13 protein-coding genes and 1 other RNA gene are annotated in these 15,017 nt (G+C 36.2%); all 14 read right to left on the reverse strand.

From position 1 onward, the window contains the following. Positions 1–128 precede the first annotated feature (128 nt). The 14 genes from ACFIKG_RS03905 to ACFIKG_RS03970 all read right to left on the reverse strand — a co-directional run bounded on the left by ACFIKG_RS03905 (position 129) and on the right by ACFIKG_RS03970 (position 14,712). Positions 129–542: a helix-turn-helix transcriptional regulator gene (locus tag ACFIKG_RS03905; protein ID WP_330168649.1), complete on the reverse strand. Its 414-nt coding sequence runs from the start codon at positions 540–542 to the stop codon at positions 129–131. 148 nt (positions 543–690) lie between these two features. Next, positions 691–2,325: an apolipoprotein N-acyltransferase gene (gene lnt / locus ACFIKG_RS03910; protein WP_375625643.1), complete on the reverse strand. Its 1,635-nt coding sequence runs from the start codon at positions 2,323–2,325 to the stop codon at positions 691–693. Next, complete coding sequence (locus tag ACFIKG_RS03915; protein WP_375625645.1) at positions 2,288–3,313, reverse strand: hemolysin family protein; 1,026 nt, start codon at positions 3,311–3,313, stop codon at positions 2,288–2,290. Before ACFIKG_RS03915 ends, lnt begins: the two co-directional genes overlap by 38 nt. 85 nt (positions 3,314–3,398) lie before the next feature. After that, positions 3,399–3,890, reverse strand: a complete 492-nt coding sequence (gene ybeY, locus ACFIKG_RS03920; RefSeq protein WP_375625647.1) for an rRNA maturation RNase YbeY — start codon at positions 3,888–3,890, stop codon at positions 3,399–3,401. Continuing rightward, positions 3,887–5,011 (reverse strand): PhoH family protein, encoded by a 1,125-nt coding sequence (locus ACFIKG_RS03925; protein ID WP_375626873.1) that lies wholly within the window; start codon positions 5,009–5,011, stop codon positions 3,887–3,889. The genes ybeY and ACFIKG_RS03925 overlap by 4 nt, the downstream gene beginning before the upstream one ends. A gap of 158 nt (positions 5,012–5,169) precedes the next feature. After that, complete coding sequence (gene miaB / locus ACFIKG_RS03930; protein ID WP_375626768.1) at positions 5,170–6,546, reverse strand: tRNA (N6-isopentenyl adenosine(37)-C2)-methylthiotransferase MiaB; 1,377 nt, start codon at positions 6,544–6,546, stop codon at positions 5,170–5,172. 40 nt (positions 6,547–6,586) lie between these two features. Next, positions 6,587–7,069 (reverse strand): ribosomal protein S18-alanine N-acetyltransferase, encoded by a 483-nt coding sequence (gene rimI / locus ACFIKG_RS03935; protein ID WP_375626770.1) that lies wholly within the window; start codon positions 7,067–7,069, stop codon positions 6,587–6,589. Beyond that, positions 7,069–7,755 (reverse strand): tRNA (adenosine(37)-N6)-threonylcarbamoyltransferase complex dimerization subunit type 1 TsaB, encoded by a 687-nt coding sequence (gene tsaB, locus ACFIKG_RS03940; protein ID WP_375651803.1) that lies wholly within the window; start codon positions 7,753–7,755, stop codon positions 7,069–7,071. The genes rimI and tsaB overlap by 1 nt, the downstream gene beginning before the upstream one ends. A 740-nt stretch (positions 7,756–8,495) precedes the next feature. Continuing rightward, complete coding sequence (locus tag ACFIKG_RS03945) at positions 8,496–9,524, reverse strand: YeiH family protein (protein ID WP_375626774.1); 1,029 nt, start codon at positions 9,522–9,524, stop codon at positions 8,496–8,498. A 68-nt stretch (positions 9,525–9,592) separates the two neighbouring features. After that, positions 9,593–10,198: a recombination mediator RecR gene (gene recR / locus ACFIKG_RS03950; protein WP_375651804.1), complete on the reverse strand. Its 606-nt coding sequence runs from the start codon at positions 10,196–10,198 to the stop codon at positions 9,593–9,595. 30 nt (positions 10,199–10,228) lie between these two features. Next, positions 10,229–10,552, reverse strand: a complete 324-nt coding sequence (locus tag ACFIKG_RS03955) for a YbaB/EbfC family nucleoid-associated protein (protein WP_375626779.1) — start codon at positions 10,550–10,552, stop codon at positions 10,229–10,231. 14 nt (positions 10,553–10,566) lie between these two features. Beyond that, entirely contained in the window at positions 10,567–12,507 is a 1,941-nt protein-coding gene (locus ACFIKG_RS03960; RefSeq protein ID WP_375651805.1) for a DNA polymerase III subunit gamma/tau, read from the reverse strand. Between the two features lie 223 nt (positions 12,508–12,730). Beyond that, positions 12,731–12,828, reverse strand: an RNA gene (gene ffs, locus ACFIKG_RS03965) — signal recognition particle sRNA small type. A 1,476-nt stretch (positions 12,829–14,304) separates the two neighbouring features. Continuing rightward, on the reverse strand, positions 14,305–14,712 hold the full coding sequence (locus ACFIKG_RS03970; protein ID WP_375651806.1) for a hypothetical protein: 408 nt from the start codon (positions 14,710–14,712) through the stop codon (positions 14,305–14,307). Positions 14,713–15,017: the final 305 nt, after the last annotated feature.

Below are 15,017 nucleotides of genomic sequence, written 5' to 3' on the forward strand. Positions count from 1 at the left end.
GAACTCCTTCAAAAAAGAAAATCAACGATTTAATTAATTGCTTACTAAAGTTGTCACGATTTGCTAATTCTACAGCAAATCGTCAATGAAAATTTATATGAATAAAAGAGAAAAGATATAATTTAAATTTATAGCTTATTTGTCAAATCTTCCTCAGAAAGTGCTTTTGCCAAATCAATAATTTTTCGACGCACTTTAGCATCAGATATATTTGTAAAAGCGCGCATGAGCTGAATCCCTTCGCTGCTAGAACAAAAGTCTATAAAATTGTGATCATTTTCAGCAAAACCCTCTACTTGTTGGGAGGTAATACCTTTATCAAAAAAGTAAGAAACAGGAACATCCATAATTTCCGCTATCGCTTGAAGACGACTGGCACCAATACGGTTTGTTCCTTTTTCATATTTTTGGATTTGCTGAAAAGTAATTCCTAATTTTTCACCTAGTTTCTCTTGAGTGAGTCCTAAAATATTACGACGTAAGCGGATACGAGTTCCAACATAGATATCTATAGGGTCAGGTTTTTTTCTAGTTTCGGTCATAATGCAACTCTTTATTTCCAGCACTTTTATTCTAAACCAACATCATATTTATGCGCAGCTGATTTATCATATAATTAAAATAATATGTAATATTTTTTCCCAATATTACTGGTAAACGCAACATAATACCGTACAAAGGGCACTTGAATCATTTAAGCTGTTTTGTAGAACCAAAACCAACACGACACAATAGCATAAGGATGAATAAGATAAAAGTAGAGAAAGTTCTGTATTCATTGCTTCCTATAGGGGTAATGGATGATGGAACTTGTGAATCAATAATGCCCACAGCATTTTGTTGAAGAGCTACAACGATTCGTCCATAAGAATCAATAACAGCTGATATTCCGTTATTGGCTGCTCGTATGAGGGGGATTCCGAGTTCAACGGCACGAAGTTGTGCTTGTTGAAGATGTTGATAGGGTCCTGGTGTTACACCAAACCATGCATCATTTGTAATATTAATAATTGCTTGAGGCGGGGAGCCTTTAAAAGTCATTTCATGAGGAAATATTGCTTCATAACAAATCAAGGGTAGATAAGAAAATCCGTTTGGCATTGTAACAATTTTGCGCACACTTGCAGCACTATATCCACCAATATTATCGGCAAGGGTACGCAATCCAATTTTTTTCAATAAATTCTGATAAGGAAGATATTCACCAAAAGGAACCAAATGAAGTTTATCGGAAGTATTTAAAATATTACCTTGAGCATTAATGACTGCAATTGTATTAAAATATTGTGTTTGGGAATGAGGTAGATCATTGCTGGCTCGTATTGCTCCGATAATAGCCCATTGTTTAGGTTTTAAAAGAGAGGCAATGCGCATTGTGATAGATGAGTTATCATAGAGAAGGTAAGGAACGGAAGCTTCGGGCCATACGATAAAATCGGGTTCTGAATTTTGATCGGTTGTTGGCATTGCACTTAGATTCATATGCGCTTCCAACATAGCTTCTCGTGTATTATCACGCAATTTTATATTTTGTTGGATGGAAGGTTGAACAATGCGCACCCAATAAGAACTTTTTTGATTTTTAGCTGTGTTTTCTATAGTATGAAGACGATAAAACCCAAAACCACTGTGAATGAATATAAGTGATAAGCAAAGAGAGAGTGCCACTTTCTTTTTTTCATTTGTTAATAAAACAGTTGGCAAACTGTAGGCTAAGACAGCAAGAATATTCATTCCGTAAAGTCCCACGATTGCATCAGATTGCATGAACATTGGGGTTGGCATGGCTGTATAGCCAAGAGCATTCCATGGAAATCCTGTGAATAAAAACGCACGCAACCACTCGGACAATCCTAATGCAAAGGCTAAAACAAAAAAGCGTGCTATTCCTTTTGTCCATAATAAACCGACAATGAAACCAGAAAAAAACCAATAAAGAGAAAGGTAGAGTGGAGGAACTAAAATGGCTAATGGGACTGCCCAACCAAAAGAATCTGGATCTGTTAACAAAGCATTGCATAGCCACCAAAGTCCGCAAATAAAATAACTAAAACCAAAGGTTCCACAGCTTAAAGCGTAAGTAAAAAAATGTTTTTTATTGTTTTTTGCGTCCCGTATTGAGTCCAGCAAAACAATAAAGAGAGGGAAAGTTAAAAAGCAAAGAGGTGTCAAATAAAAGGGTGGAAGTGCAAAAGAAGTAAGAGCACCACAGAGAAATATCCATGCTTGGCGCTTCCAACCGGTAACAGAGGACAAAAAAACGATGAAATTGTTTAAAAACGCTGGACTATTCTTTAGGGATGACATTGTTCTCAAGATTCTCATTTTTTGGAATGCGAAAAATACGCAATCGCTTAATCCGGCGTTTATCAGCTTCTAAAATACGAAATCTATAACCAGGTACAGCTTCGACAATTTCACCTTTGGCAGGAATGCGATCAAGAATGGAGACGATCAAACCACCAATCGTATCAACATCATCACCATATTCCCCTACGATAAAATCAGGACCAAGAGCTTTCTCCACATCTTCTAGTTCAGTTCTTGCATCAACGAGCCATTTATTGTTTGGTTCACGTACGATAGCATTGTCGACATTATCATGTTCATCTTCGATATCACCAACAACCAATTCAACAATATCCTCCATTGAAACGAGACCATCTGTTCCCCCATGTTCATCAATAACTAAAGCCATTTGAGTTCGTGTAGTTTGCATTCGTGTTAATAATTTGCTTGCAAGCATGGAACTTGGAACAAAGAGAACAGTTCGGATCAGATCCAATTCACCGATTGGGGTGTGTAAGTCTGTATGGTTTAATTGAAGCAAATCGGATTTCTGTTCGGTTTTTGTTGGGCTGACAATAAAGCGAGTCATATAGTTAAGAATATCGCGGATATGAATCATGCCACGCGGATCATCTAAAGTTTCAGCATAAACAGGTAAGCGAGAATGACCAATTTTTGCGAAGCATTTAAGGGTTTCTCCAAGTGAAGTGTTTATTTCCAGTGCTTCGATTTCAGAACGTGGTATCATAACATCATCCACGCGTGCTTCACGTAAGCGTAAAATATTATGCAACATAGTACGTTCTTCAGGTGAGAAGAGGGCAGTGTCTTTTTTATTGTCAGTCGTGAGTGCAACGGTAAGATCATCGCGCAGTGATGTAGACACACAATTACGACCCCGTAAAAATGAAAACAAATGATTCATCAGAGAATATTTTTCTGTATGATTCGTCTGTTGAGAGGTTTTTTTTTCATTATTAGAAGATGTTTGACTATTATTTTGTGCATTTGTTTTGTTTGTCATGGTTTTGAAATCTTCTAAACTTTCTTTTTATAATTAGGTGAATGAGAGGCTTTGAATGGTATGCTCGTAATATTGATTTTAAAAGTTAAATTTTATCATTTATAGACAATTCAGCGTAAGGATCTTTTATGGAAAGCTTTTGCAGAATTTCTCTTTCGAGCTTTTCCATTTGATATGCTTCATTATCAGTTTCATGGTCATAGCCAAGCAGATGCAAGATACCATGAACAATCATATGCGTTAAATGGTCTTGAAATGTTTTTCCTTGTTTTTCTGCTTCGAGAACAACAGTCTCTCGCGCAATAATAATATCACCGAGCATGGGACCAGGAGGATTTCCAGCTTTAAGTGGAAAAGCAGGAAAGGATAATACATTAGTAGATTTGTTTTTGTTGCGCCATTGTGCATTGATTTGTGCCATATGTTTATCATCCGTAAAAAGCAGGCTAATCTCGCTTACAACATTTTCCAATGAAACATGATGCATAGTCGTCATTAATGCTTTTTCAGTGATATTATAAAGCATTTTCTCATCATTCCACCCTGCGCTTTTGACCATTATATCAATAATAATCATGATGAATCAAATTCATTTTTTAATGCATCGCATGCGAATGATTTTTTTTTATTTTGTATTTCGGAATCACGATCATAAGCACGAACGATAGCAGCAACAAGTGGATGGCGTATAACATCTTCTTCATCAAAATGTACAATTGCAATATTTTCTACATTTGAAAGAATGCGAATTGCTTCAATGAGACCTGATTTTTGCCCTGTAGGCAAATCAATTTGGCTTACGTCACCGGTAACAATCATACGTGTTCCTTCACCAAGACGTGTGAGGAACATCTTCATTTGCATGGGCGTAGTATTTTGTGCCTCATCAAGAATAACAGCAGCATGGGCAAGTGTTCGTCCGCGCATAAAGGCAAGAGGAGCAATTTCTATGACACCAGAAGCTAAAATGCGTTCTATTTTTTCAGCGGGCATCATATCATAAAGAGCATCATAAAGTGGTCGTAAATATGGGTCGACTTTTTCTTTGAGATCACCGGGAAGAAAACCAAGATGTTCTCCAGCTTCAACAGCCGGACGTGAGAGAATAATTCGCTCAATGATACCACGTTCTAGAAGCATTGCAGCATGAGCAACAGCAAGATACGTTTTGCCTGTTCCTGCTGGTCCTACACCAAATACAAGCTCAGTATGCTCCATAGCGCGTATGTAAGCATCTTGTGTTGGAGTTCTTGCATGAATTATTTTTTTATGGGTACTCAACCGTGCTGGTATACGTTTCGTTGCAGATTTGTATGTTATTGTGTCTTCTTTCTGCTTCTTTGGTATATTTGCCATAGCAAGTGCTCCTTTTATATCTGATAAAGTGAGCTCTTGATGTGTTTGGGCACGTTCATAAAGTTGCTGCAATACATATTGCGCACGTTTTATAACAGAAATACTTCCACGGATTAAGACTTCATTACCACGCGGATGAATACTAAGTTCAAGTTTTTTTTCGATATAAGCGAGATTTTCGTCAAATTTACCAAAAACTGCTTTTGCATATTTATTATTTTCGAAAATCAAAACAACTTGGCTCGGATCTGAAGCGCTTGTTTGTTTCAAGTTATCAGCCTTTTCAAGGGACATATTTACTTTTTCTTTAATACGCTTTATTTTTTCGGTTGAAGCTTTCAGCCTATTCTCCATATCTACATAAATATTGCACGTTTTGTTAAGTAAATTTTATAAAAGACAATTTTTTAGAAAAGTGCACGTTTTAGATGTAATCATTTTCTTTTAAAATAAAAGAGTTTTCCAAAATATTTATTGTGAACAAGGTTTTAGAGGTATGTTTATCTATTTGTCATTTCACCAACAAAACTGTTTGAGCTTGCATTTTTAATATGAATTTCTATTACGCTACCTGTAGAGGCTTCTGTATCTACGACAACAGGTAAAAGCCAAGGGGAACGTCCTACCATTTGCCCTGAGTGACGTCCAGGTTTTTCGATGAGAACGTTAGTTTTTTGACCAATTTTAGAACGCAAAAACGCATTTTGTTGTTCAAGGAGAAGGACTTGTAACTGTTGAAGGCGGGCATCTTTTACAGATTCATCAACATAATTTTTCATTGTGGCTCCCACTGTTCCAGGACGGGGAGAATATTTAAAAGAATAAGCTGAACTGTACTGTACTTGTTGAATAAGTTTAATGGTTTCTTCAAAGTCTTCATCTGTTTCTCCTGGAAATCCTACAATGAAATCGCCTGAAAAGGCAATGTCTGGCCGTGCGGTTCGAATTTTTTCGATAAGATGAAGATAATGAGAGCTTTTGTGTTGGCGGTTCATAGCTTTTAAGATGCGATCTGAACCTGATTGAACAGGAAGATGGAGGTAAGGCATTAACATATCAAGATCTCGATGCGCGGCAATAAGGCTATCATCCATATCACGTGGGTGGCTGGTTGTGTAACGCAAACGCTTTAAACCATCGAGTTTTGCAAGATGATAAAGAAGATCGCCAAGACGCCAAGTTTTGCCATCAGCACTTTGTCCATGCCAACCATTGACATTTTGTCCAAGCAGTGTAATTTCTTTGACACCCGCTTCGATGAGTTGAAGGGCTTCTTCAGTAATTTGCTCAACGGATCGTGATATTTCGGCACCGCGTGTATAGGGCACAACACAAAAAGTGCAAAATTTATCGCAACCTTCCTGTACTGTTAAAAATGCGCTAACACCTCGTTTTCTTACTGCATGTTTATTATGGGGTGGCAAATGAGCAAATTTATCTTCAACAGCATAGTCTGTTTCGATAATTTTTTTTCCTTGTTTGGCCTTCTCTAACAATTCTGGCAAGCGATGATACATTTGCGGACCAATAACAAGATCCACTGTTGGAGCACGGCGCAAGATCTCACTTCCCTCAGCTTGTGCAACGCAACCCGTTACACCAACCATCAGGGGTTTATCAGGTGTGCGCTCTTGACGCATAACGCGCAAACGACCGAGATCAGAATAAAGTTTTTCTGCTGCTTTTTCACGAATATGACAGGTATTAACAAGAATAAGATCGGCATCATTGGGAAATTGTGTTGTTACATAGCCTTGCGAACTGAGGCTATCAGTCATCCGTTGGCTATCATAAACATTCATTTGACATCCATAGGTTTTGATAAAAACCTTTTTCGGAGCAACAGGAGGTGTATTTTTAGGATTTACTTTATTCATGGTGCATGTGTAAATGTTTTTTACACAAATCTCAATCTATTTACTTAAAAGTTTTTTGCATGATAATTGCATCACCACGACCATTTTTTGACGGGTAGTAGGCAAGACGTTCAGAAATTTTTTGAAATTCAAAGCGTTGATAAAGGTTCAAAGCAGAAAGGTTTGTGGCTTCTACTTCCAAGAATAATTTTATAGCGCCTTTGTCGTGAAGATGGTGAACTGTTCTTTCGATAAGAAAGGTACCAATTCCTTGTTGACGATAATGAGGGTGAACAGCAATCGTGATAATTTCTGCTTCATCAAGGATGAGACGGCATAGGCAAAAGCCTAAAATTTGATCAGAGCGATCGATGAGAAAAACTTTGTATCCGAAGATAGAGTGATCTGTTAAGAAATTATCAAAAGCTTCTTTTCCCCAAGACGGGGTAAAACAATGTTGATGAATTTGATGAAGAGGAGCACTATCATTAACTTGTAGCGGAGCAATTCCAAAAATCTTTTTTGTCAATGAAAATTTGGGCATTATTTTTTTTGTGGTAAAGCAAAATTGGTTTGTTGTTTTGCATCAGCGCTGCGTAGATAGAGTGGGCGAGGCGAATTTTTTGATTGTTTGTTTGCAGCAAGATAAGCATAGTTTACAATATCAGCCGCTTCGCAGGGGATTTTTTCTAGGACAATTTTTTCGTTTATTTTATGGCTTTTAATATGCTCCACAACGGCATCAGCAGCTGGGCCAGTCAGTCGGGTTTTTTTTGGCAAATCTTCGAGGATATTTTCAATTGTTTTTAATCCCGGCGCTCCTAAAGGTGTGAGATCATTATGAAAATTTTGATGGTAGAACATCTCTCTCCCTGCTTCAATGACAACAGTAATTGCTGATGCTGTACTTTTACTGTTTATTACTTGTGCTGCTAACGCTTCAAGAGCACTCACTCCAACAGCAGGTATTTCAAGTGCTAATGCCAAAGCGCGCGCTGTTGCAACACCGACACGTACACCAGTAAATGATCCAGGTCCAATATTGACAGCAATACGCTCAACTTGATCAAGCGTCATATTGGCTTGTGTCATTATTTGTGTAATCTGCCCAATAAGTTTTTCAGCATGTCCTTTGTTCATGCGCTCATTGATATGCGCAATAACAGATTTATGATGAATGAGCGCAACAGCACAATAAATTGAAGCAGTATCTATAGCAAGGATAAGCATAAAAATATTTTAGTCGAATAAAATGATAAACAAAAGTCCTGCTGTATTTTTAATCTTTTTATTATCGTATATTTCATTTATAAGAGAGTTACTAGTGCCAATAAGCAACAATATCTTTTTATGGGATAGAACGAGATGTTGATTTAATCCCTATTTGTTATCACTTTTTGAATGAGTACCTTGAATATTGTAAGATTCTCTTATCTCAAATATACTTATGGCAAAACAATTAAAGTTATTAGCTTGTAAATTACAAGCGAAATTAGGGTGTGAATAAAAACTCCTTTTACGAATCGTTTAAATGTAAGGATTGTCACAACATTTTAAGCTATCAAATAGTACGACGATGCCACTTATATTACATAGACTTATATTACATAGTAAGTAAAAGTAATTTAAAAGGGGGAAAGCCATGACCCCATATTTTTTCCAAACAAGAGCATATTTTATCAGTCTTTGTATAAAAACTTCAGCGTAATGAGAAGATGAAAGAAATGGCATTGTTTTACATGAGTTACGTATTTGATACTACGTCATTGCAAATCATTATGGACTGAAAAGCTAATTGAAAAAGTAATTCTGACAGTCTTCACTTAACATAACAGCTCTTTCAATTTTTTGTATAGAATAATGAGCAGTTTTTTAGAACTTTTGCTGGTTTTATAAAAAACTGCTTTTAATACTTAGTGAGCCTTTGAATTGATTGCATGCTCTGTTGAAAAAAATAATAAATGCATATTTCAAAATGTTATATGGTTCAGATCAATTAATCCTATCATGATAAGGCTACAAGCGCCAAGAAGGAGTATGGAGGAAGTTGAAGCTAAAATAACGCGCCATCCTGCTTTTTTTAATGAGCGGATATCAACACCTAATCCTAAAGCTGCCATTGAAATGACCGTGAACAGTTGAGCAATAAGTTTGATTGGATTGATAGCCTTTTCAGGGATAAGACCACTTGAGCGAACAAGCATCATGATAATAAAGCCAATGATAAACCATGGGACGAGAGTGTGTAGACGAAAATGTGTTTGTGCTGATCGACGATAGATGATGGATAGGATAAAAATAACAGGGCCCAACATTAAAACCCGCACCAATTTGACAATTGTTGCAATTTGAACGCTTACGAAAGATATTGGCGCTGTTGCTGCTAAGACTTGTGGTACAGCATAAACAACCATTCCTGCAAGCACACCATATTGGTTAAATGATAAATTCAAAAGTGGGTGTAAAAAAGGGAGAAATAAAATAATAAGAACCCCTAAAAGAGCGGTAAAAGCAATTGCTGCCGCTACATCTTCATGTTTAGCATGGATGACAGGGGCAGTTGCAACGATAGCTGAATTGCCACAAATGGCATTACCACAAGCGACTAGCATTGCTAAATTGGCAGAAAGTCCAAAAAGTCTGCCTATAACAAAACTAATGAGGATGGTTATAAATATAACGAATACGATGCTTGCAAGCAAATTCCAACCGGCTGAAAGAACAGCATGGATGCTAATGCTTGCCCCTAAAAGAACAATAGCAATTTCAAGAAGCGTTTTTGCACAAAAGGTTATACCTTTTTGGAAATATTTTGGCAGATTAAAACAGCTACGAGTAATGGATCCTAAGAGAATTGCCAAAACAAGGCTTTCAAGCCATGCTTCTGCGGAAAACAGTTTTTCTATCACTTCTAAACCATAAGCTAAGGCAGATATGAGCAGGCATAATAGAATACCTGGACCAAAATTATTCACAAGGGAAAGTTTTTTCTTTGACATTTTAATATTCCCTCATAAAAAGAAAAAAATAGCAAGTAAGAAGAGACAATGGGCATTAGAAGCGAGTTTTAAAGATTTGTTCGTGCTTGTACAGCTGCTGCTAAAGTTCCATCATCAAGATAATCAAGCTCGCCTCCTACAGGAACACCATGAGCAAGTCGCGTAATTTTAACTGAAAAATTGGAAAGCTGGTCGATGATATAGTGAGCAGTTGTTTGACCTTCGACAGTCGCATTGACAGCAAGAATAATCTCCCTAATAGGGTTTTGTACAACACGTTGTATTAAGGTGGCAATGTTGAGTTCGTCAGGACCTATTCCATCTAAGGGGGAGAGTCGTCCACCCAATACATGGTAACGTGCGGCCAAAGTTTTTGCGCGCTCAAGAGCCCACAGATCAGCAATATCTTCAACAACGATAATTGTTGTATCATCGCGGCGAGGATCTGTACAAATTGAACAAGGATCAATGGTATCGACATTTCCACAAACAGAACAAATGCCAACTTTTTCTATAGCTGCTTGTATAGCTGCTCCTAAAGGCTCCAGCAATGTCTCTTTTTTTTTGATAAGATGAAGCGCAGCACGACGCGCTGAACGTGGACCAAGACCTGGTATACGTGATAAAATCTGAATGAGACGTTCAATCTCAGGTCCTGCAATGTATTTAGACATATTTTTGTCCCAAGAAAAAGATCTGTTTCATTAAAATGGAAGCTTTAAACCTGAAGGGAGCGGTAACCCTGCCGTTATACTTTTGGTTTTTTCTTCTATTGCAATTTCGATTTTTGTTCTTGCTTCATTATAAGCTGCCATAATGAGATCTTCGAGAATTTCAGCTTCCTCAGGGTTGAGTAATGAAGGATCAATTTGAATTGCTGTTATAATATTTTTGCCATTTAAAGTGATATTGACGAGCCCCCCCCCTGCAGTGCCGGTAGCTTGCAGATTAGCTATTTCTTCCTGAATCTTCTGCATTTTTTCTTGCATTTCTTTGGCTTTTTTCATCATGCTCATCATTTCACGCATAGGAATAGGTATCCTTATTCATCATTGATATCATTTTTATTTTTAAAAATATCAGCATTTTTAAAGGTCTTGGGGAGTAAATCAAGGTCATTTTCTTCTTTATTGAGTCGAATATCGACAATTTTTGCTTCTGGAAAATGGTTGAGGATTTTTGCGATATCAGGATCTGTTTCTGCATTGGAAAAAAGAGTCTTTTGTATCGCTATACTTTCCTCCTGTAAAGTTGGGCCACCTCCTTCATTAACAAAAGTTACAGTCCAGCGTTTTTCAGTCCATTGAGATATCTTTTTTTCTATATCATGAGCAAGAAATTGTGGGGTATTTTCAGAAAGTCTTAAGGTAATATGCCCAGCTTCAAAAGAAACAGGATGAACAAATTCTTTAATAAGGAGTTTGAAAGGAGCATCATTATGCTGTTCGGCTAATTGAACAATATCGTGCAAAGAATTAATCACTAGAGTTTTAGGTTGAGTAATCTTTTCCGTTGTTTGCGTGACAGAATGCGATAAATTTGCACTCTTTTCAGAAAGATCAATAGATTGAGAAGTTTCAAGAGTTTCTGTTATTTCTTGGGCGTTGATTTTGTCAGGGTTTCGATTTCTAACTAAATTTTCCTGTTTTAAGGAATGATCTAATTGGTTTTTCAAGGATGTTTTTAAATCTGATTGATCTGGTAATGTATTTGAAACGCTCGAGGAAGCATAGGCTTCGACCATTGTTTCTTTTGTTATATTATTTGTATTTGTAGATTCTTGATGAGAAGAGTTTTTAACCAATGTGAGAGATGTTTTTTCTTGCGTAAGCTTTTTTAAAGCTTCATCAAGAGTTGGTAACTCAGCCGTGTGAGCAAGACGAATTAAAAGCATTTCAGCGGCTTGAAGCGGACGTGCAGTTTGATTAACTTCCTGCAAACCTTTGAGTAACATTTGCCAGTTTCGGGATAAAACAGGAACGGAAAGTTTTTTTGAAAAGTTTAAGCTTCTTAAACGTTGTTCTTCAGTCAGTGAGAAATCTTCCACTATTTCTGGTGTAAAACGTAAACGTGTAACCAGATGATTAAAATCGGCTAGTTCTGTCAATACAGTAAGAGGATCAGCACCTGCCTCATATTGACTGCGTAATTCATGTAATGCATTGACAACATCGCCCTTCATGATAAATTCAAAAAGATCAATAATACGTGCTTGATCCGCTAATCCTAACATTGTACGCACCGCAATGGCATTAACATTGCCATTGCTATGGGCAATCGCTTGATCAAAAATGGATAATGCATCACGTGCAGATCCTTCTGCAGCACGGGCAATCATAGAGAGTGCTTGATCTTCTACTTCTACCTTTTCATATTTCGCAATTTGGCGCAAATGTGCACTCAAAGCTTTTGATTCAATACGCCGCAAATCAAAACGTTGGCAACGCGAAAGGATTGTAATAGGAACTTTGCGAATTTCTGTTGTGGCAAAAATAAATTTCACATGGGACGGTGGTTCTTCAAGAGTTTTCAATAAACCATTAAAGGCTTGTGTTGAGAGCATATGTACTTCATCGATAATATAAACCTTATAACGTGCAGAAACAGGACGATAGCGTATTTGTTCAATAATTTCACGAATATCATCAATGCCCGTATGAGAAGCGGCATCCATTTCTATAACATCAATATGGCGTCCTTCGATAATTTGTGTGCAATGTTCACCAAGAGAGTCTAATACGGTTGTCGGTTGGTCAATATCTTTTGTTTTATAATTAAGCGCACGTGCCAAAATACGTGCTGTTGTGGTTTTACCTACGCCACGAATCCCTGTTAACATCCACGCTTGTGCAATACGACCTTTTTCAAAGGCGTTGGTGAGAGTACGCACCATAGCTTCCTGACCAATAAGGTCAGAGAAGTTTTGGGGTCGATATTTACGAGCAAGAACACGATAGGCTGTTTCTACCGGTACATTTTCCATGAATATTTCCAACTTCGAAGTTCTTTATGCGTACATCTTGATAATACAAAAACATAGATCAATACTGTAGTCTCATATAAAAGGATTTTTTCTTAATCAAATTATTTATGGGACAATTTGTTAAAAAATAACCAAACCCCTTTATTTGCTGCATACAAATGCCGCTCTGAAGATTAAAAATACCTCGCTAAAAGACAGCATAAAAAATAATTTCTTCAGAAAAATAGGAGGTTGGCACGATGACCCGTACCAGAACTCGTTGGGGCTGCTTCTTTCCAGACCTGACCCAGTTGGCGAGCAGTTCGTCCACCACCAACCTCCCAAGTTCATATTGTCGATTTGGAATGAAAAATCAAGCTCAGAAACGAAAAATATCCTAAGAACGACGAAGAATTTTCCTTTGCGTTTAATTTATTGACATATAAACAACAAAGAGATTATGGATTTATCAGTTTTCATAGCAGTAGCTCTTCATATTTATTTGGTATGAAAATATTTTTCGCTTAAGATAATCTGAATGTATAATTATTCTCATTCGCTGAAATATGTAAGAGTTTTAGGATAGATATGTCTGTTCTAAAACTACGAAATTGAATCATCAAAAATTTACAACAGTCAAAGAAGCAAATAAAGCAGATAGATCATGTAATTGGCTAACATTCGAAAGTTAGGGGGAAGAGTGCTATTTAAATAATTAGCAAATATTGCTTTAATGATGTTGCTCCTCTCACACAAAACAGAACATCTCAAACAGAACAACTTAGTGTTGTTCATTTACATGCTTTTTAAAGAGCTATTGCTCAGTACTCTTAACGATATTTCAAACCCCGCTCGTAAATAGTATACATATTTCCCTTGAGGTGTAAATCCATTGTGCACTATCCTCTTTATGCTTAATAAAAGTATAAATTTGAGCTCTCATACTATTAACAATTCCCAATATTGCGATCCCTTGCACTTGAGAGGCTTTATAAGAAGCTTTTTTATTCTTTTTTAATCGTTTTTACTCACACACCACCTCCATTTGTAACTTTCAAGGAAACGATTTTAATTGATTTAATATGAAGATTTAAGATGGGAGGATCTTACTTTATTCGTGGTTGTAATTCAGTATAAAAAAATCAAAGTCTTATAATGATAAGTCAATATCTTAAATAGCTTATAAGACCACCACCTGATTTCTATAGTGAATGAGAATATCAAATACGTAATATTTTTTCTTTTAACATATACGAATATAAATACTGAGTAGATGTTATCGCTCTTTGCGTGCTTGTTCTTTTAATTAAAAAACATCGATGTTTATCACAAGATGGATCAATATATGAATTTTCATCATTTGAGAAAAGGTTTCATATATTTTTTAAGTGACTGTGCTCATACAAGAGAAGATGCAACATTCAGCGCTATAGAAATAAGGGGGTACTGGTTTTATAAGCGTAAAAATGGTTCTTATTCGATATAAGCGACATTTTATAGTTTCAAATCTGTTTATCTAAGTGATTTGGGTAAGATGTGCTTCATAGCACTTAAAATGAAGCAGCTACGAAGATAGAAGTCATATTCTTATTAAAAAATAGCTCTGATAGTAGAAAATCCAGAACAATTTAAGTTTAGTCTTTTAGTTTTTGCAAAAGTCCTTCAATATCTAATGTTCTGAGCAGCTTAAGGTTTTTCCATATTAGTATAAAAATACCTCTTCAGCGATTAGTTTTAACAGCTTATCATGTCGTATTTTGAAAAAAATACCTGAAAAAAGAATAACTCTACTCAAATTTAGATGTTATAGAAATATTATTAATCATAATCTCCTGTGTCACAATTTGTTCCAACAACTTTTTTCTTCGTAATATTCTTAAAAGTATAATGTCCTGACGAAGGAAAGCTTATATGAAGAGATTTTATATTTTTCAGTGTAAAGATCTTCTTTTCTTTATCATGGGTTAATTTCTTTTCATCATCAACAACAATTCTCAATTTGCTTAGATCAGAAGGGGCAGAGTACGATAAAGTGAAGGATACTTTATTCGGTTTAAAGATACTACAAGAGTATTCAACTCCTTGATGGACAATATCGGATGGGATGATCACAACACTTTCATCCAGCGCAAAATTCCATTTTTTCTCACCAAAGCCAGCAAATGCAACACTAGAGTAGGCGAGAATATTTGCGGCTAATAATCCTTGCGTGAAGATTTTTTTCATTATCCTCTCCTTTTTTCTAAAGTGAGATGAATCATAAATCAGTTTTTATAAAGATGAAAGTTCAAACTTAATGCTAAAAGCAGGTTTGAGTTGTATTTTCTAGCTTTAAACCATGTTCAGACTAATATCATTCTAATAAATTTGAATGTTCTATCATGTATAATAATTTGAATTGTTTTGAGAGTTAATTAGAAGCTGGTTATCTTTATTGGAATAAATTATCAGAAGAAATGACTTTTCTCAAGAAGCTTTCTATAGTATATAAAGGGAAATATATGGTACAAGTGTTTTTATTTTTGGTTACT

Source organism: Bartonella sp. LB28NMGDW (genome assembly GCF_042194435.1).
GTDB classification, from domain to species: Bacteria; Pseudomonadota; Alphaproteobacteria; order Rhizobiales; family Rhizobiaceae; genus Bartonella; species Bartonella grahamii.

What these genes read in the sequence shown, in the direction of transcription:
- tsaB (WP_375651803.1), bottom strand. Translation starts at nt 7,755, where the DNA reads ATGCTTATCCTTGCTATAGATACTGCTTCAATTTATTGTGCTGTTGCG.
- ACFIKG_RS03960 (WP_375651805.1), bottom strand. Translation starts at nt 12,507, where the DNA reads ATGGAAAATGTACCGGTAGAAACAGCCTATCGTGTTCTTGCTCGTAAA.
- miaB (WP_375626768.1), bottom strand. Translation starts at nt 6,546, where the DNA reads ATGAATAAAGTAAATCCTAAAAATACACCTCCTGTTGCTCCGAAAAAG.
- ACFIKG_RS03955 (WP_375626779.1), bottom strand. Translation starts at nt 10,552, where the DNA reads ATGCGTGAAATGATGAGCATGATGAAAAAAGCCAAAGAAATGCAAGAA.
- ybeY (WP_375625647.1), bottom strand. Translation starts at nt 3,890, where the DNA reads ATGATTATTATTGATATAATGGTCAAAAGCGCAGGGTGGAATGATGAG.
- ACFIKG_RS03945 (WP_375626774.1), bottom strand. Translation starts at nt 9,524, where the DNA reads ATGTCAAAGAAAAAACTTTCCCTTGTGAATAATTTTGGTCCAGGTATT.
- recR (WP_375651804.1), bottom strand. Translation starts at nt 10,198, where the DNA reads ATGTCTAAATACATTGCAGGACCTGAGATTGAACGTCTCATTCAGATT.
- ACFIKG_RS03905 (WP_330168649.1), bottom strand. Translation starts at nt 542, where the DNA reads ATGACCGAAACTAGAAAAAAACCTGACCCTATAGATATCTATGTTGGA.
- rimI (WP_375626770.1), bottom strand. Translation starts at nt 7,069, where the DNA reads ATGCCCAAATTTTCATTGACAAAAAAGATTTTTGGAATTGCTCCGCTA.
- ACFIKG_RS03970 (WP_375651806.1), bottom strand. Translation starts at nt 14,712, where the DNA reads ATGAAAAAAATCTTCACGCAAGGATTATTAGCCGCAAATATTCTCGCC.
- lnt (WP_375625643.1), bottom strand. Translation starts at nt 2,325, where the DNA reads ATGAGAATCTTGAGAACAATGTCATCCCTAAAGAATAGTCCAGCGTTT.
- ACFIKG_RS03915 (WP_375625645.1), bottom strand. Translation starts at nt 3,313, where the DNA reads ATGACAAACAAAACAAATGCACAAAATAATAGTCAAACATCTTCTAAT.